20 protein-coding genes and 1 pseudogene are annotated in these 16,857 nt (G+C 72.5%); 12 read left to right on the top strand and 9 right to left on the bottom strand.

The annotated features are described in order from the left end of the window. Positions 1-101: 101 nt before the first annotated feature. The 4 genes and pseudogenes from JNW91_RS21780 to JNW91_RS21765 form a co-directional block, all read right to left on the bottom strand. Positions 102-706, bottom strand: a pseudogene (locus JNW91_RS21780) (class I SAM-dependent methyltransferase). Between the two features lie 72 nt (positions 707-778). Then, entirely contained in the window at positions 779-1,645 is an 867-nt protein-coding gene (locus JNW91_RS21775) for a carbohydrate ABC transporter permease (RefSeq protein ID WP_203177339.1), read from the bottom strand. Continuing rightward, positions 1,645-2,601: a carbohydrate ABC transporter permease gene (locus tag JNW91_RS21770; protein ID WP_203177338.1), complete on the bottom strand. Its 957-nt coding sequence runs from the start codon at positions 2,599-2,601 to the stop codon at positions 1,645-1,647. The genes JNW91_RS21775 and JNW91_RS21770 overlap by 1 nt, the downstream gene beginning before the upstream one ends. Further along, entirely contained in the window at positions 2,598-3,992 is a 1,395-nt protein-coding gene (locus JNW91_RS21765; protein ID WP_203177337.1) for an ABC transporter substrate-binding protein, read from the bottom strand. The genes JNW91_RS21770 and JNW91_RS21765 overlap by 4 nt, the downstream gene beginning before the upstream one ends. A gap of 115 nt (positions 3,993-4,107) precedes the next feature. On the opposite strand from JNW91_RS21765, the gene JNW91_RS21760 reads away from it, so the two are divergent. The 4 genes from JNW91_RS21760 (at position 4,108) to JNW91_RS21745 (ending at position 7,953) form a co-directional block, all read left to right on the top strand. Continuing rightward, positions 4,108-5,148 carry a zinc-dependent alcohol dehydrogenase gene (locus JNW91_RS21760; RefSeq protein ID WP_203177336.1) on the top strand — a complete coding sequence of 347 codons (1,041 nt, stop codon included), beginning with the start codon at positions 4,108-4,110 and terminating at the stop codon, positions 5,146-5,148. Beyond that, entirely contained in the window at positions 5,145-5,966 is an 822-nt protein-coding gene (locus JNW91_RS21755) for a sugar phosphate isomerase/epimerase family protein (RefSeq protein ID WP_203177335.1), read from the top strand. The genes JNW91_RS21760 and JNW91_RS21755 overlap by 4 nt, the downstream gene beginning before the upstream one ends. Positions 5,967-6,168: 202 nt before the next feature. Further along, entirely contained in the window at positions 6,169-7,332 is a 1,164-nt protein-coding gene (locus tag JNW91_RS21750; protein WP_238425447.1) for an MGH1-like glycoside hydrolase domain-containing protein, read from the top strand. Between the two features lie 213 nt (positions 7,333-7,545). Then, on the top strand, positions 7,546-7,953 hold the full coding sequence (locus tag JNW91_RS21745; RefSeq protein ID WP_203177334.1) for a DUF2267 domain-containing protein: 408 nt from the start codon (positions 7,546-7,548) through the stop codon (positions 7,951-7,953). 21 nt (positions 7,954-7,974) lie between these two features. On the opposite strand, the gene JNW91_RS32565 is transcribed toward JNW91_RS21745, so the two are convergent. The 3 genes from JNW91_RS32565 to JNW91_RS21735 are packed head-to-tail and all read right to left on the bottom strand — an operon-like array spanning position 7,975 to position 9,757. Then, positions 7,975-8,514, bottom strand: coding sequence for a hypothetical protein (locus tag JNW91_RS32565; protein WP_238425445.1), 540 nt, complete (start codon positions 8,512-8,514; stop codon positions 7,975-7,977). Continuing rightward, entirely contained in the window at positions 8,423-9,214 is a 792-nt protein-coding gene (locus tag JNW91_RS32560; protein WP_238425444.1) for a hypothetical protein, read from the bottom strand. The genes JNW91_RS32565 and JNW91_RS32560 overlap by 92 nt, the downstream gene beginning before the upstream one ends. 27 nt (positions 9,215-9,241) lie before the next feature. Next, complete coding sequence (locus JNW91_RS21735; RefSeq protein WP_203177333.1) at positions 9,242-9,757, bottom strand: NUDIX hydrolase; 516 nt, start codon at positions 9,755-9,757, stop codon at positions 9,242-9,244. A 64-nt stretch (positions 9,758-9,821) separates the two neighbouring features. On the opposite strand from JNW91_RS21735, the gene JNW91_RS21730 reads away from it, so the two are divergent. Next, the gene (locus tag JNW91_RS21730) at positions 9,822-10,313 is read left to right on the top strand and encodes a type II toxin-antitoxin system PemK/MazF family toxin (RefSeq protein WP_203177332.1); all 492 of its coding nucleotides are present in this window, start codon (positions 9,822-9,824) and stop codon (positions 10,311-10,313) included. 231 nt (positions 10,314-10,544) lie between these two features. Here JNW91_RS21730 and JNW91_RS21725 read toward each other — a convergent pair whose 3' ends face one another. Next, the gene (locus JNW91_RS21725) at positions 10,545-11,276 is read right to left on the bottom strand and encodes a flavodoxin family protein (protein WP_309244448.1); all 732 of its coding nucleotides are present in this window, start codon (positions 11,274-11,276) and stop codon (positions 10,545-10,547) included. 167 nt (positions 11,277-11,443) lie between these two features. Here JNW91_RS21725 and JNW91_RS21720 point away from each other — a divergent pair, with 167 nt between their 5' ends. Both JNW91_RS21720 and JNW91_RS21715 read left to right on the top strand, forming a co-directional pair. After that, positions 11,444-11,788 carry an ArsR/SmtB family transcription factor gene (locus JNW91_RS21720; RefSeq protein WP_203177331.1) on the top strand — a complete coding sequence of 115 codons (345 nt, stop codon included), beginning with the start codon at positions 11,444-11,446 and terminating at the stop codon, positions 11,786-11,788. Beyond that, the gene (locus JNW91_RS21715; protein WP_203177330.1) at positions 11,772-12,245 is read left to right on the top strand and encodes an SRPBCC family protein; all 474 of its coding nucleotides are present in this window, start codon (positions 11,772-11,774) and stop codon (positions 12,243-12,245) included. Before JNW91_RS21720 ends, JNW91_RS21715 begins: the two co-directional genes overlap by 17 nt. A gap of 62 nt (positions 12,246-12,307) precedes the next feature. On the opposite strand, the gene JNW91_RS21710 is transcribed toward JNW91_RS21715, so the two are convergent. Further along, on the bottom strand, positions 12,308-12,958 hold the full coding sequence (locus JNW91_RS21710) for a GGDEF domain-containing protein (protein ID WP_203177340.1): 651 nt from the start codon (positions 12,956-12,958) through the stop codon (positions 12,308-12,310). 264 nt (positions 12,959-13,222) lie between these two features. Here JNW91_RS21710 and JNW91_RS21705 point away from each other — a divergent pair, with 264 nt between their 5' ends. The 5 genes from JNW91_RS21705 to JNW91_RS21685 all read left to right on the top strand — a co-directional run. Beyond that, on the top strand, positions 13,223-13,462 hold the full coding sequence (locus JNW91_RS21705) for a DUF397 domain-containing protein (RefSeq protein ID WP_139584525.1): 240 nt from the start codon (positions 13,223-13,225) through the stop codon (positions 13,460-13,462). Positions 13,463-13,587: 125 nt separating this feature from the next. Then, positions 13,588-14,475 (top strand): helix-turn-helix domain-containing protein, encoded by an 888-nt coding sequence (locus JNW91_RS21700; protein ID WP_203177329.1) that lies wholly within the window; start codon positions 13,588-13,590, stop codon positions 14,473-14,475. 166 nt (positions 14,476-14,641) lie between these two features. Continuing rightward, a complete protein-coding gene (locus JNW91_RS21695) occupies positions 14,642-15,685 on the top strand; it encodes a LacI family DNA-binding transcriptional regulator (RefSeq protein ID WP_309244447.1) in 1,044 nt (347 codons plus the stop codon). Positions 15,686-15,687: 2 nt separating this feature from the next. Beyond that, a complete protein-coding gene (locus JNW91_RS21690; RefSeq protein ID WP_238425443.1) occupies positions 15,688-15,891 on the top strand; it encodes a hypothetical protein in 204 nt (67 codons plus the stop codon). 105 nt (positions 15,892-15,996) lie between these two features. Continuing rightward, a partial coding sequence (locus JNW91_RS21685) for a serine/threonine-protein kinase (protein WP_407664365.1) occupies positions 15,997-16,857 on the top strand: 861 nt, incomplete at its 3' end.

Genomic DNA, 16,857 nt, shown 5'->3' with positions numbered 1-16,857 from the left:
CGGCCGGTCTGGTGAGCCTGGTGCCGGCCGGCGCGACCCTGGACCCGGCCGCCGCGCGGGCCGTCGCCGCCCCCGGGTGAGGGTGTCGCCCGCTGGTGGGGTCAGTCGGCCGGGCGGCGCAGGACGCTGACCGCGAAGGCCGCGTCGTCACGCCACGGTCGCAGGTCCCAGGTGGCGAAGCGGTGTTCCAGGCGCAGGCCGGCGGCGACCGCGTCGGCGTCGAAGGCGGCCAGCGGGTAACCGCGTTCGGTGCCGAAGCCGACCGCCAGGACGCCGTCCGGGCGCAGGTGCCCGGCCAACCGGCGCAGCACCTCCGGCTCGGTGCCGGCCGCGACGAACGCGAGGACGTTGCCGGCGAGCACGGCCGCGTCGAACGGCTCGGCCTCGCCCATCGCCGGCAGGTCCAACTCGGCCAGGTCGGCCACCAGCCAACGCGGGCCGGGATGGTCGCGCGGGCGGCCTCCACCAGCGCCGGGTCGGCGTCCACCCCGATCACGGTGTGGCCGCGCTGGGCCAGCGCCGCGCCGACCCGACCGGTGCCGCTGCCGGCGTCGAGGATCCGCGACCCGGGCGCGACGAGCGTGTCCACCAGACGGGCCTCGCCCGCCAGGTCCGCGCCCTCGGCGGCGAGTTTGCGGAACCGGTCGATGTACCACTGCGAGTGCTCCGGACCGGTGTCGGTCGCCCAGCGGGTCGGGTTGGCCATACGGCCACGGTAACCGGGCCGGCGAGGGCGCGGCGGGCGCCCCGGGGAGCCGGCCCGGATGCCGTGGACGGGTCAGCCCTTCTCCGCGCCGCTGGTCAGCCCCTCGGTGAGCAGCCGTTCGCTGGCGAAGAAGAGGATCACGATGGGCAGGGTGAGGACGACCGACCCGGCCATCAGCACCGTCTTGGGCACCTCCACCCCGTCGGCGAGCAGGGACAACCCCAACGACACAGTCCACCGGTCGGGCTTGTCCACCAGGAACAACAGGGCGAACAGGAACTCGTTCCAGGCGATCATGAAGTCGTAGAGGGCGACCGCCATGATCGACGGCATGGCCAGGGGCAGGCTGACCCGGCGGATGATGCCGAGCCGACCGGCGCCGTCGATGGCGGCGGACTCCTCCAGACTGACCGGGATGGTCTCGAAGTAGTTCTTCAACATGTAGACCGAGACCGGCAGCGTCTGCGAGATGTAGACCAGCACCAAACCGAACAGGGAGCCGCGCAACCCGGCCCGGGTGAAGACCACGAACAGGGGAATCGCGATGACGATCGACGGGAACAGGTAGACCGCCAGGAACAGGAAGTCCACCTGCCGCCGGCCGAAGAACCGCAGCCGGGCCACCGCGTACGCGCCGGGGATCGCCACGACCAGGGTGAGCAGGGTCGCCGCGACGGCGACCAGCCCGCTGTTGCGGATGAAGGTGAGGAATCCCTGGCCCCCGTTTGCGGTGGACCTGAGCACCTCGGCGTACGTGGCGACGGTCAGCTCACCGAAGCCGACCACCAGCGAGCCGGGGTCGAGCAGCAGCCGCTCGATGGGACGCACCGAGAGCAGCAGCATGTAGTAGAAGGGAAAGACGGTGACCACCAGGAACACGGCGATCACCAGGCGGCGCACCCAGCGCAGGCTGACCGTCTCGATGGCGTCGCGGTCCATCAGCCCACCCTCCGTCCGAAGAAGCGCAGGTAGATCAGCACGAACACGATGAGCACCACGGCCAGCACGACCGCCTGCGCGGCCGCCGCGCCGATGTCGGTACGGGCGGTGAGAAACTCGTACACCCGTACGCTGACCACCTCGGTGCCGGCCGCGCCACCGGTGAGCAGGTAGACGTCGTCGAACTTGTTGAACGTCATGATGAAGCGCAGCACGCCCAGCAGGGCGATCACCGGCAACAGTTGCGGCAGCAGGATGTGGCGGAACCGTTGGGTGGGGGTGGCCCCGTCGACCCGGGCGGCCTCCTCCAACTCGCCGGGCACCGCCTGGAGCCGGGCCAGCAGGAACAGGAACGCGAACGGGAAGTACCGCCACGCCTCGAACACGATCACCGTGGTCAGCGCGGTCGACTCCTGGGTGAGGAACGGCACCGGGGCGTCCCAGCCGAGCAGCCGTTGACCCCAGTCGTTGACGATGCCGAGCTGCGGGTCGAGCATCACCTGCCAGACGAAGGTCACCGCGACCACCGGTGCCACGTATGGCAGCAGCATGGACGCCCGGACCAGGGTGCGGCCCCGGAACGGTCGACGGACGACCAGGGCGGCGACCAGGCCCAGCAGGATCGACCCGACCGTGCCGCCGATGCTGTAGAGCAGCGTGACCCACAGCGTCTCGGCGAAACCGGGGGTGTGCAGCACCCGGTCGATGTTGTCCATCGTGAACTCGCCGAACAGGCCGGTCTTGCGCAGCGTGGCGAGCCGGACCCGTTGGAAGGCGAGCACCACGGTCCACACGATCGGGATGCCGATGACAGCGATGGTGACCAGCAGGGTCGGTGCGACCAGCGCGAGCCCGGCACGGGACTCACGGCGGCGCAGGGTCAGTGGTCGGCGCCGTGGTGGCGCCGGCCGCTCCCGGGTGGGGGAGCGACCGGGGCCGGGCGCGGTGGTGGTCAATTGACGCCCGCCTTGATGGCGTCGACGTCCTTCGTGGCCCGCTCGGCGGTGGCCGCCGCGTCGGACTTGCCGGCGATGAGGTCGCCCAGGACCTTCGGCACCGGTAGCTCGCCGAGCATGGCGCCGACCAGCTTGCCCTGCCCCTGGCTCAGCCCCCACCGGCCGAAGGTGTCCGGGCTGCGGCGCAGCGTGGCCAGCACCTCGGCGCCGTACACGTCGGCGAGGGGCTTCTTCGCGTCCACGCCCGCCTGGCTGGTGTTCCAGGCGTTGAGGTACGCCTCCGGCTCGGCCGGGGTGCCCTTGCGCACCGGGAAGCGGCCCTCCGGGGACATGCCGAACCAGCGCGGGTAGCCGTCGCCGAGCATGTACTCCACGAAGGACTTCGCCGGGTCGGCCGCCGCGCCGTCCAGGACAGCCCACGAGCTGATCTCGCCGTACTGGGCCGGCTCGGTGCCGTTCGGGCCCTTGATCGCGGTGACGAATCCGCTGTTCTTCGCGAGGAACGCCGGGTCGGCCTGACACTGCGGGCAGGTCGGTTTGGCGTCGTTGCGCAGCCCGGCCAGCTCGTCGAGGATGAACGGCGACCAGATCACCATGGCCGCCTTGCCGGCGAAGTAGGTGGCCCGGGTGGTGTCCACGTCCTGCGCGCCCTTCACCGAGCTTGTGCGGATCAGGTCGCCGTAGAAGCGGAACGCCTCGACGCACTGCGGCGAGTCGAGGGTGACCGCGCCGCCGTCGTCGGTGAGCTGGCAGCCGTTGGCCAGCGCCAGGTGCTCGAAGGTCTGCTGGGTGAACACGTCGCTGGGGGCGGTCGCCGCGGTGATCCCGGCGACGCCGCCCGTGTTCAGCCTCGCCGCGGCGGCGGTGATCCGCTCGTACGTGTCGGGGGCGGGCAGGCCGGCGGCGGCGAACAGGTCCTTGCGGTAGACGAGCAACTGCCCCCACCCGTCGCTGGGGACGGAGAGCTGTTTGCCGTCGTCGGAGGTGAGCTCCAGCGCGCGCGGGGAGAACGTCTGCCGGCCCAGCTTGTCGACGACCTCCGCGTTCGCCGAGGCGTGCAGCAGCTCGTTGCCGGCGAGCGTACGGATGCCGGCCAGGGAGACCGAGCCGACCACGTCGGGCAGCTCACCGGCGGCGGCGTTGGCGGCGATCAGGGAGGGGAACTGGTCCTCGTTGACGGTCACGAGGTCGACCTGGATCCCGGTCTTCGCGGTGAAGTCGGCGATGATCGCCTTGGTGGCGGTGACGCGGTCGGCGACGTCCTCCAGGCTCCAGACGGTGATCTTCTTGCTGTTGCTGTCGGATCCGTCGTCTCCGCAAGCCAGCAGGGTTGACGCTGCCAGTGCCATGATCAGGGTGGTGGCGAGTATCCGCCTCGGAGGTGCTGACATCGGTGGCACTCCTCTCGAAGGGTACATACGGGATTCAACACCTTCGATAGATCAATGACAAGACATATAGCGATTTTTTGCTATCCTGGAGCCCAGTGCTACCGGGATGTGACACATGGGCAACTGGGTGGTCTCCCTCGCCGGGCCTCGACGGATCAGCCTCGAGCCCTGTCCACCGGACCCGCTCGGCCCGGGCCAGGTCCGGGTCCGCACCTGCTACTCGGGCATCTCCGCCGGCACCGAGCTGACCCTCTACCGGGGCAGCAACCCCCGACTCAGCAAGGACTGGGACGACGCCGCCCGGATGTTCGTCCCCCGACAGACCCCGGTGCCCTACCCGCTGGTCGGCTTCGGCTACGAGGAGGTCGGCGAGGTCGTCGAGGTGGCCTCCGAGGTCGCCGACCGGCACCCGGGGCAGCTCGTGTGGGGCATCTGGGGGCATCGGGCCGAGGCGGTGCTCGCCGCCGACGCGGTCCGTCCGCTGCCCGCCGGGCTGGACCCGCTCGCCGCGGTCTTCGCCCGGCCCGGCGCCATCGCGCTGACCGCCGTGCTCGCCGGTGACCTGCACCTGGGCGACTGGGTCGGCGTCTTCGGGCAGGGCGTCATCGGGCTGCTCGCCACCCGGCTCGCGGTGCTCTCCGGCGCCCGGGTGGTGGCCGTCGACCGGGTGCCCGAACGGTTGGAGCATGCCGCCCGCTACGGCGCCCGATTCACCGTGAACGTCGCCGTCGAGTCGGCCGCGGCGGCGCTGCACGCGGCCACCGGCGGCCGTGGCGCGGACGTCTGCCTCGAGTTGTCCGGGGCGTACCCGGCGTTGCACGAGGCGATCCGGTCCACCGTGCACGCCGGCCGGGTCGTGGCCGCCGGCTTCTACCAGGGCCAGGCCGACGCGCTCGGCCTCGGCGAGGAGTTCCACCACAACCGCATCCAGTTGGTGGCCGCCCAGGTCTCCGGGCCCACCCCCGCGCCGAGCATGGCCGGCCGGTGGACCGGCGACCGCGTGGCGCAGACCTTCATGGACCTGGTGGCTGAGCGCAGCGTCGACCCGTTGCCGCTGATCAGCCACATCGTCGACGCCAGCGCGGTCGCCGACGCCCTCGCGCTGCTCGACCGCGGCGCCGGTGACATCCTCCAAGTGGTGTTGAGGTTCTCATGACCACCATCGCGCTGGCCTGCCAGGAACAACTCCTGCCGGGCACCAACCTGATCCAGAAGCACGCCCTGGCCGCCGCCCTCGGCTACCAGGGCATCGAACTGCGCGGACGCGGCGAGCTCGCGTTCGCCCGTCGGCTGCCCGAGCTGCGCCGGGCCCGCGCCGCCGGGGTGGTGATGCCCACCGTCTGCGTCGAGATGGACCACTTCATCGGCGACTTCGACCCGGCCCGGTCCGCCGACGCGGTCCGCAACCTGCGCTCCCAACTCTCGGTCATCGCCGAGCTGGGCGGCGTCGGGGTGATGACCCCGGCCGCCTGGGGGATGTTCTCCCGGCGGCTGCCGCCGTTCGAGCCGCCGCGCCCGCCGGCCGGCGACCGGCAGGTCCTCCTCGACGCCCTCGGCGAGCTGGGCGAACACGCTCGGGCCGAGGGCGTCACCCTCTTCCTGGAACCCCTCAACCGGTACGAGGACCACATGGTCAACCGGCTCGACGAAGCGGTCGCGTTGTGCGCGGCGCTCGGGCTGCCGTCGGTGCGGGTGGTCGCCGACACCTTTCACATGAACATCGAGGAGGACGACGTGCACCGGGCTCTGCGCGCCGCCGCGCCGTACCTCGGGCACGTGCAGGTCAGCGACTCCAACCGCTACCAGCCCGGCGCCGGGCACCTCGACTGGCCGGCGCTGATGCGGACCCTGCTGGAGCTGGACTACCGGGGCTGGCTGTCCCTGGAGTGCCGGCTGCGCGGCGACCCGGTCCGGGCCCTGCAACAGGCCGCCACGGTGTTGCGGCACGCGCTGCCCCGGCGGGCCGCCGCGTGACCGCCGGCGCCGCCGCGGCCCACACCGGTGGCCCCACCGACCTGGCCGGGCTGCGGCAGCTCGCGGCCGACACGCTCGACGCCAACTGGGAGCACGACCACACCGTGCCGTCGCGCACGCTCTACCCCCACCAGTGGAGCTGGGACTCCGCCTTCATCGCGGTCGGGCTGGCCCAGATCGCCCCGAGCGGGCCTGGCAGGAGTTGGCGAGCCTGTTCCGGGCGCAGTGGGCCGACGGGCGGGTGCCGCACATCGTGTTCAACCCGGCGCTGCGCATTGGCGCGTACTTCCCGGGGCCGGAGCTGTGGGGCTCGGCGAACGCCGAGGGCGCGCCGGCCGTGCACACGTCCGGCCTGGTCCAGCCGCCGGTGCACGCGCTCGCCGCGTGGCTGGCGTACCGACGCGCACCCGATTCGGCCGGGCTGGCCGCGTTGCGCCGGCTCTACCCGGCGCTGGTCGCCCAGCAGCGCTACCTGGCCGACCGGCGGGACGTGGCCGGCGACGGGCTGGTCTGCATCGTGCACCCCTGGGAGTCCGGGTTGGACAACAGCCCCGCCTGGGACGAGCCGATGGCGGCGGTCGGAGCCGAGGCGGCGGTGATGCGCGCGTACCGTCGGCACGACACCGCGCACGCCGACGCCGCGCACCGCCCCACGGACCTGGACTACGCGCGTTACCTGGCGATCGTCGCCGCCTACCGGGACCACGGCTACGCCGACCGGGGCCTCGCCGACGACCACCCGTTCCTGGTCGAGTGCCCGCTGTTCAACGCGGCGTTCGGCGCGGCCGAACACGCCCTCGCCGAGATCGCCGCGCTCACCGGCGTCGACCCGGGCCCGCACCGGGCCCGCGCGGCCCGGATCACCGAAGCCCTGCTACGCCGGCTGTACGACCCGGACACCGGTACGTTCCAGCCCCGCGACCTGCGTACCGACCGGTTGGTCAGAGCCCGGAGCGTGCTGGGGCTCACGCCGCTGATCCTGCCCGACCTGCCGACGCGACAGGCCGACGCGCTCGTCGTCGAGGCCCGCTCGGCGCGCTTCGGGGTGGCCCGGCGGATGGACCGGCCGCTGCCCAGCCACGACCGCACCGCACTGGACTTCGAACCGCTGCGCTACTGGCGTGGACCGAGCTGGTTGAACATCGGCTGGCTGGTGCGGCGCGGGCTCGCCACGCACGGGCATCCGGAGCTGGCGGCCGGGCTGCGCGAGTCGATGATCGCGCTGGTGGCGGGCGCCGGGTGCCACGAGTACTTCCACCCGGACACCGGCGTCGGGCTGGGCTCACCGGCGTTCGGGTGGACCGCCGCGCTGCTGCTCGACCTGCTGGCCGACGAGCCGACGCCCGGAACAGCGCCGGGGTGGTAGCGTGCCCGCTTCCGGCGGTCGGGGAGGGGTGGCGTGTCCGAGATCGACAAGATTGCCTGGATCCTCATCGAGGACGGACTGGTGCTGAGCACCCCGGTCCGAGGGCAAGGACGTGCGCACGGGCACGCGGCGGGCCTGCTGCGCTGACCGTCGTGCCGTTTGTCGAGCGCGTACCCGGGTAAGCGCGGGGCCCGTGGCGGACAGGAGGGCGGCGTGCGGTTCCCCCGCTTCATCGACGCGGTGTCCCGGCGCTCCGGGCTGCCGACCGAGCAGGCTGGCGTAGTGGCGCGTGCCGTTCTCCAGACGATGGCCGAACGGGTCACCGGCGGCGCGAACCACGACCCCGCAGGACAGCTCCCGGACGAACTCGACCCCTATCTGCGCGGCCCGGATCGCGCGCCGGCCGCGCCGCCGGCCGCTGCCGGGCCCGCCGAGTTCCTGCGGCGGGTCGCCAACCGGGCGGGTGTCGACGAGGCGACCGCCCGCGCCGGTACCGGCGCGGTGTTCGCGACGCTGCGCGAGGCCGTCACGGTACGCGAGTTCCAGCAGATGGTGGACGCTCTGACCCGCGATCAGGAAGGCGGTGTGTCCCCGGCCGTACCGCCGTCTGTCGGGGACTGAACCACGCCGCCGGCCCGGACATCACGCGTCGGCGTCGGGTAGCTCCTCGGGCTCGGCGACCCAGGCGGAGAAGACCGGCACGCCGTGCCAGGGCCCGGTGGTGCGGTCGGGACGGGTGTCGGTGGCCACGGCCACCACCGCGTACGGGTGAGCGAAGCGCAGCTCGGCGATCCGGACGACGCCCTCCGGCGGAAGGCTCGTCAGCCCGAACATGCCGGTGACCGCCGCCGCCTCGAAGCCGTACCGCCCGAACCGGGCCATTGCCACCTGTCGCGCCTCGAAGGCCCGCACGGGCAGGGCCAGCGCCTTCGCCAGCGTCGCCGACGCGGCGGGGAATCCGAGCGCCGGACCGGTCAGGTCGTGCTCGCTGCGAACCGACCAGCAGGGAAGCACCGCCGTGTGCCGTTCCTCGCGGCCGTCGCGGGCCCGCGTCCGTACCCTCTCCTCCCGTACCGTCCACAGCGGACCGTCACCGAGCGGCAGGTCGAACAGTGAGCGGCGACCGGCCGGTTGCGCGCCGTCGGCCGCGCCGGTGCTGATCCGGTACGCGGCGGCGAGCACATCGGCCGGCGGCACCTGCGGCGCGGCGGCCACCGAGAGGACGACCAGGCCGGCGCCGTCGTCCGCCTGGGCCGACGCGGCGTGCACGATCACGTCGCCGGCCTCCGGGGTCGTGGCGATGGCGCACCGGTGCCCCCGCGCCGGGCTGCGCAGCACGCCGGCGCAGTCGACGCGCCCAGACGCTGTCGGCGCCGAGGGCGCGGGCCTCGGCGACGTCGAACGGCTCGGCCCAGGAGATGCGGGTGGCCAGGGCGCTGGCGAGGGCCAGGACCACGTCCGGCCCGACGCGCAGTGGGAACCTCTCGATCAGGCCGAGGGTGTGCTCGCGTGCCCAGGCGTCCAACCCGGCCTGGTCGGGGAGTGCGCCGACCTCGGTCGTCGCGGGCAGGGCGGGCCGCCAGTCGGTCGGTCCGCCGTCGCCCTGACCCGGGCGGTGCCAGAGCGCGGTGGCGGACGCGACCAGCGGATGCGGCGCGTCCAACAGCGCGCGGGCGATCGCGGCGGCGCTGGCCAGGTCGGTGCCCAGGGCATCGGTGAGCGCCTCGGCCAGTGGGCGGTCGGCCTGGTCGGGTTCGGCCACGGCGGCCAGCGCGAGCAGCAGCCAGGCTCCGAGCGGTGCGGCGACGTGGTGCCGGTCGCCGATCGTGGCGTGCAGCCGCGCGGCGTACGCGGCGAGCGGCCCGTGCAGGTCGGTCGTCATGGTCCCACTCTGCCCGCCGGCCCCGCTTCACGACCACAGCTCGAAGGGTTCGTCGATCTCCTCTCCGGCCAGGAAGCGGGTGATGAGCCGGGGGAGTTGCCCGGGGTAGAAGCGTTCCGTGCTGGTCACCACCTCCGGCAGCGCCCACCAGCGGAAGCCGAAGTAGTCCTCCAGCTCGTAGTCGAGCCGGTGCGCCTCGTCGACGTCCGGGCCGGGGCCGGTCAGCCGTACCACGACGACCACCTCGTCCTGGACGTGCCGCACCTGTCGGTGCAGGAAACTCGCCCGCCGTCGCCAGGTCGGCTCGCCGACCTGATCGGCGGTGATCACGAGGCCGGTCTCCTCGCGCAACTCCCGCACCGCCGTGTCGCGGTACGTCTCCCCGGCGTCCATGCCGCCGCCCGGCAGCTCCCACCAGGTGCCCAGCCGGGGATGGTCCGGGTCCCGGGTGTGGAACAGCAGCACCCGCTCGGTGTCGTCGAGGACCACCACCCGCACCGCGCGCCGTTCGAGGATCGGCAGGTCGTCGGGGAACTCGCTCATCGGGCCAGTCTGCCGCAGCACCACCCGCGCCGGTGTGCGGGCGGGGGCCGGTAGGCTGCCCGCCGTGGCTGGTCTGTTGAGGAACGTGGCAGCGCGCATCTCCCGGGTGGGCGCGGTGATCCCGTCGCCGCGGCGTACCGGGCCGGGCCCGGCGCAGGTGGCGCGGCGCCGCCAGGTGAGCGCGTTGCAGCGGCGGGAGTTGACCTACGCCCCGGAGCGGGACGGTCAGGCCGATCCCGGCGAGATCGTCTGGACCTGGGTGCCGTACGAGGACGACCCGCGGCAGGGCAAGGACCGACCGGTGCTGGTGGTCGGACGACACAGCCGGACGCTGTTCGGGTTGATGCTGTCCAGTCAGAGCGAACGGGACGGGCAGCGGCACTGGTTCGCGCTCGGCCCCGGCGAATGGGACCGGGACAACCGGCCGAGCTGGGTGCGGCTGGACCGGGTGCTCACCATGCGCGAGGACAGCATCCGCCGCGAGGGTGCCGTCCTGGATCGGCCCCGGTTCGAGCGGATCGGGCAGGCCCTACGCGCCGGCTACGGCTGGCGCTGACCGTCGCGCCGGTCGGACCGCCGGTACAGGCATGCCGGCGGGGTACGTCGGGACGCCAGGTCGAGGTATCCACCGCGCGCCTGTAGAGCTGCCCCGGGTATGGGGCAGCCCCGTGGCTGGCCGGGCGCGGTCGGCGAGGGTCGCGCCGGCGGCCGGACCGTGTGGACGGGTCGCGCCGGCGGCCGGACCGGGTGGACGGTCGCGCCGTGCTGCCCCACCTGTGGGGCAGCTCTACAGGCGCAGCAGGTGTACAACGCGGCTGGTCGGAGCAGCGGGCGCAGGGCGAGGCCGCTCGACGAACCGCAATCGGCGGTCAGGCCGGCTCGCGGCTCGGGCCGACCGCGGCCCCTCGCGCTTCCGGCGGTGGGTACGGCTGCTCGGCGAGCAGCCGGGCGAGGTGCGCGCTGTTGAAGGCCAGCGCCTTCGTCGTACGGCCGGTGGTGTCGGGCTTCGGGCCGCGTCGCGGTAGTCCACCTTGTGCAGCGCCTCGCCGACCCAGTAGGTCGCGCCGGCGGCGGGGCAGGTGAAGCCCACCTCGTTGAGCGCCTGCTGCACCTGGCCGATGGTGTGGTGTGCGCCGTCCTCGTTGCCGACGACCGCGACGCCGGCCACCTTGCCGTAGGTCGAGAGTCGGCCCTCCGCGTCGGTCTCGGAGAGTTCGGCGTCGAGGCGTTCGAGGACCATCTTGCAGACGCTGGACGGCTGACCGAGCCAGATCGGCGTGGCGATGATGAGTACCTGGGCCTCGACCAGCTTGGCGCGGATGGTGGGCCAGCCGTCTCCGTCGCCCTCGTCCGTCGACACCCCGAAGCGCACGTCGTGGTCGACGACCCGGACCAGTTCGCCGTCCACGCCCTGCGCGGCCAGTTCGGCCAGCACCTCCTGGCCGAGTTGCTCGGAACTGGACGGGGCCGGTGACGGCTTGAGGGTGCAGTTGAGTACGAGGGCGCGGATGCTCGTCACGTCTGTTCCTCTCGGCCGTCGGCGCGCGGGGACCGCCACTCCATACCCGGGCGCTGATCCGAATCACGCCGACGTCGACCGGCTTCGGCCGGAGAGGGTTGACTGACGACCGGCACAGGGTATCGTCAACCTATCGGTTGATAACCCAGACGGTTGAAAGCGACATAATGACAACAGACCCGGTCAGTGCCGTGTTCGCCGCCCTCGCCGATCCCACCCGCCGAGCCATCCTGGCCCGGCTGGCGACCGGCGAGGCGACGGTCAACGAACTGGCGGAGCCGTTCCCGATCAGTGTCCAGGCGATCTCCAAACACCTCGCCGTGCTGGAGCGCGCAGGGCTGATCGTGCGCACCCGCGAGGCGCAGTGGCGGCGCTGCCGGCTCGACCCGACGCCGCTGCGCATCCTTGCCGAGTGGGTCGACCAGTACCGCCGGCTCTGGGACGACCGTTACGACACATTGGACGACTATCTACGCGAGCTGAAGGAGATTAGCCATGACCGAGACCCGTGACCTGAGCATCGACCTGCCGTCCGATCACGAGATCACCATGAGCCGGACGTTCGACGCGCCGCGTGACCTGGTCTTCGCCGCGCACACCCAGGCCGAACACCTCAAGCGCTGGTGGGGCCGGGGAAATCCGCTGGACGTCGAGATCGACTTCCGGGTGGGCGGCCACTACCGCAACGTCGAGCACGCTCCGGACGGCAACGACTACGCCTTCCGGGGCGAGTTCCGGGAGATCGTCGTACCGGAACGAATCGTGCAGACCTTCGAGTTCGAAGGCATGCCCGGCCACGTGGCGGTGGAGACGGTGGTCTTCACTGAGCAGAGCGGCCGCACCGTGGTCACCACCACGACTCGCTTCGACACCACCGAGGAACGCGACGGCATGGTCGAGTCCGGCATGGCGCAGGGCGCCTCCGAGTCGTACGCGGCTCTGGACCGGTACCTCGCCACGCTGCGCTGAGGTCCGCAGCCGACGGGGCGCTGCGCGACCTCGACCGGCGGTGGCCGCGAGGGTGCGGCAGTTCAGTGCTCGGCCAGCGGGACGCTGTCGACGAGCTGCCGGGGCGATCGTGCGCCGCCGAGGCTCTTCGCCTGATACATGGCCGCGTCGGCGCGACTGAGCGCGTCGGTGAGCTGGGCCGGGCCGGTCACCGGGGCGAGCCCGACGGAGGCGGTCACCCGGACGCTGCACCCGGCCAGCCGGATCGGTGCGGCGACGGTCTCACTGAGCCGTCGGGTGGAGTGCTCGATCCAACGCCTGTCGATGGTGGGGCTGGCGAGCAGCCCGGCGAACTCGTCGCCGCCCAGGCGGGCGACGAGGTTGTCCCCGGCGAACCCGGCCAGCCGCTCGGCCACGCTGATCAGCACCTGGTCGCCGGCGGCGTGACCGTACCGGTCGTTGATCTGCTTGAAGTCGTCGAGGTCGAGCACGACGGCGATCAGCGGCTCGCCGGCCGCGTCGGTGAGCAGGGTGGCCGCGAGGCGGTAGAAGGCGCGCCGGTTGGGCAGCCCGGTGAGCGGATCGTGGCTGGCGGCGTGCCGTTCGGCGGCCAGCTCGGCCTGGAGGTGCCCGATCTCGGCTTCGGCGCGCAACGCCCTGCGGCGCAACTGCCAGGAGGAGAGCAGCGCGCCCGCCGCGCAGATGCCGGAGGCGACACTCATCGGATCCGGCACGAGCCCTCCCATCGCCGCGACCGCCTCCAGTCTCCGGCCGACGCGGCGCACACCGTGCCGGGCCCGTTTCCCCTGGTGGTTGCCCAGCCGAGGGTTACTCAACGTGAACGGATGGGCACCGTTCACGTGCGTTATCATGCTCGCCGTCCGGTGCAGATGCAATAGCAGATGCACGTGCAGACTGTCCGATGTCGATACCGCACCCCTCGCCGTCACCGCTCCTCCCACGGGCACCGGCGGGCTCGTGAGCAGAAAGACTTCCTCATGCAGCAGCCACCGAATGGTGTCCCGATCCATCAGTTGCCCCCGCTGACCTGGCAGAAGAGTCGCCGCAGCAACCCCAGCGGCAACTGCGTCGAACTCGCCGAACTGCCCGGGGGAGCTGGCATCGCGGTCCGCAACTCACGACATCCGGAGGGGCCGGCACTGATCTACACAGTGGACGAGATCGCCGCGTTCGTGCTCGGCGCGCGCGACGGTGACTTCGACCATCTGATCAACTGACTGTCCCGACGACCGATCCGAATCACCGGTCCGGAGGAGGTCGCCTCACTGTCGGTCCATGGCATGCTTACACGTCGGTCGGGCCGGGTTCCCGTCCGCGATGGTCGGTATCCGGAGGTCCGCACGTGACGATGGTTCCCGCCGAGGGCGGCCCGACAACCGGGCCAACCGTGCTGCGCATGCTGCTCGGCGCCCAACTGCGTCGGCTGCGGGAGTCCAGCGGGGTGACCCGTGAAGGCGCCGGCTGGGAGATCAGGTCCTCCGAGTCCAAGATCAGTCGGATGGAGCTGGGCCGGGTCGGCTTCAAGGAACGCGACGTGTCCGACCTGCTCACGCTCTACGGCGTCACCGACGAGTGTGAGCGCGAGGCGCTGCTCAAGCTCGCACGGGACGCCAACAGCCCCGGCTGGTGGCACCGCTACGGCGACGTGCTGCCCACCTGGTTCCAGTCGTACCTGGGTCTGGAGGCGGCGGCCGCGCTGATCCGCAGCTACGAGGTGCAATTCGTACCCGGGCTGTTGCAGACCCGGGAGTACGCCCGCGCGGTCGTGCTGCTCGGGCACGGCACCGCCGGTCCCGCCGAGATCGACCGGCGGGTCTCCCTGCGGATGCAGCGCCAGCAGTTGCTGCGTCGGGACAACCCTCCGCAACTCTGGGCCGTGGTGGACGAGGCGGCACTGCGCCGTCCGATCGGCGGGGCCGAGGTGATGCGGGGCCAGCTCACCTCGCTCATCGAGGCGACCAAGTCACCCCACATCCGCCTCCAGGTCATCCCGTTCGCCGCCGGGGGGCACGCCGCGGCCGGTGGCGCGTTCACCATCCTGCGCTTCGGCGACCAGGAGCTGCCCGACATCGTCTACATCGAGCAGTTGACCAGTGCGATCTACCTGGACAAGCGCGACGACCTGGAGTATTACGCGGTCGCCATGGAACGGCTGTGCGTCGAGGCCGAACCGCCGGAGCGTACGCCGGAGATCCTCGGGCGACTGCTGGAGGAGCACTACTCGGCGTGAGCCGGGCCGTCCGCCTGCCCGACCGGTGATTGCGCCCGACGGCCAGCTTCTGTCCTGACGTTCGTGGGCTGTCGTATTGACCGATGCCGACCGGTCGGGCTAGCCTCTGTATCGATACAGTCTGGATCGATACAGAGGGGTGCCGGTGAAGCCAACACTGCAAGCCGTGGCGGACGCAGTCGGCGTCTCCCGCAGCACCGTGTCCAACGCCTACAGCCGCCCCGACCAGCTCTCCTCCGCCCTGCGCGAGCGGATCCTGGACGCCGCCCGCCAACTCGGCTACCCCGGCCCCAACCCCACCGCGCGATCCCTGCGGCGTGGCTTCGTCGGTTCGATCGGGGTGCTGTTCACCTCACAACTCTCGTACGCCTTCACCGACCCGTTCGCCGTCCGCTTCCTCGCCGGGGTGGGTGGGGCCGCCGAGCGGCACGGCACCAGCATGCTGCTCGTGCCGCTGCCGCCGGCGCAGACCGACGCCCGGCGGGCGGTGGAGAATGCGGCCGTCGACGGCTTCTGCGTCTACTGCGTGGCCGACGAGGAATGGGCGCTGGACGTGATCCGGGAGCGCGGGCTGCCGTTCGTCAGCACCGCCCCCCGCGACGACGCCGACGCGCACGAGCGGTTCGTCGGCATCGACGAGCGCGCCGCGGCGTACGGCATCGCCGCGCACGTGGCCGGTCTCGGTCACCGCCGGGTGGCTCTGCTCGTCGACTCCGTGCTTCCCGACGCACCGGCCGGCCCGCTCACCCTCTCCGGGGTGCAGGAGGCTCGACACCCGACCACCCGTGGCCGGCTCAGCGGCTTCGCCGACGCGTTCGCCGAGGTCGGCGTCGACTGGGCCGAGCTGACGCTGGTCAACGCCCGGGGCAACAGCCGTCAGGCCGCGGCCGCCGCCGTGGCCGGGCTGTTCGACCGTCCCGCACCGCCGACCGCCGTGCTGGCCGGCTCCGACGTCCTCGCCCTCGGCGTGCTGGACGTACTGGCCCAGCGGCCGGGCGGCAACAACCCGCCGGTCTCGGTGACCGGGTTCGACGACGTCCCGGAGGCCGCGGCGGCCGGCCTCACCACCGTCCGGCAGCCGGCCGAGGAGAAGGGTCGCATCGCCGCCCAACTGCTGCTCGACCCACCCGCGGACGCCGCGGCCGGTCACGTGCTGCTACCCACCGCACTCGTCGTCCGGGCCTCCACCGGACCTGTCCCGAGGAGTTGACCATGGAATACCCGACCGGATACCTCACCGCTCTCGACGCGATGAACCGCCACGTCAACTCGGCCCGCCCGGACGCCCCGGTCCAGACCGAGCGCGCCCGCCGGGCGCTGCTCGCCCCGACCCGGCAGGCGACCGCCGTCGCCCTGCGCCGGCTCGCCGACCGGATCCAGCCCCGACCGCTGCCCACCGCCCCCCGCTGCTCCTGACCACCGCTCATTTGGGCACGTGCGGGACGAACGGTACCGGTCCGGGCACGCAGGGTGGTCGAGCGGGAAGTCGCCAGGCAGACTGGTGAGGCCATGTCACCCTTCATGCCCACCCTCCGTCTCCACGACCGCTACGTACTGCACGAGCGGATCGGTCTCGGTGGCATGTCCGAGGTGTGGCGGGCCGACGACGAGGTGCTCGGCCGGCCGGTCGCGATCAAGGTGCTCGCCGGGCAACTCGCCGCCGACCCGCAACTGCGGGCCACCATCCGACGCGAGGCCCGCGCGGCCGCCCGGCTGACCCACCCGCACGTCACCCAGGTGTACGACTACGCCGAGGCGACCCTGGCCGGCGGCGTCGTCGTGCCGTACCTGGTGATGGAGCTGGTCGACGGGCACAACCTGGCCGACCGGCTGCGCACCGGCCCGCTGCCCTGGCCCGAGGCGGTCCGGGTGGCCGGGCAGATCGCCGCCGCGCTGGCCGCCGCACACCGCATCGGGGTGGTGCACCGGGACGTGAAGCCGGGCAACGTCATGCTCACCGACACCGGCGCCAAGGTGCTCGACTTCGGCATCGCCGCGCTCGGCGGGCTCGACAGCCAGTCCGGCGAGCCGCTGATGGGCACACCCGCCTACTTCGCCCCGGAGCGCCTCGCCGCCGGCCCACCCGATCCGGCCAGCGACGTGTACGCCCTCGGCGCCCTGCTCTACCGCACCCTCACCGGTCAGGCGCCGCTGCCCGTGCAGAGCTGGGAGGACGCCCTGGAGGTGCACCGGCGGGGCACGCCGGTGCCGCCGCTGCGGGTGGCCGGCCTGCCCGCCGACATCGCCGAGCTGACCCTCGCCTGCCTCGCCGCCGACCCGGCCCGCCGACCGTCCGCCGCGCACCTGGCCATCCGGTTCGGCGCCGGTCAGCCGGTCGAGCCGCCCACCGAACTGTTGCGCATCCTGCCGAGCGCCCACCCC

This window comes from Micromonospora parastrephiae (genome assembly GCF_016802865.1).
Classification (GTDB): domain Bacteria; phylum Actinomycetota; class Actinomycetes; order Mycobacteriales; family Micromonosporaceae; genus Micromonospora; species Micromonospora parastrephiae.
Note: the sequence above shows the minus strand (reverse complement) of the source record. Positions and strands in the feature narration are given on the sequence as shown.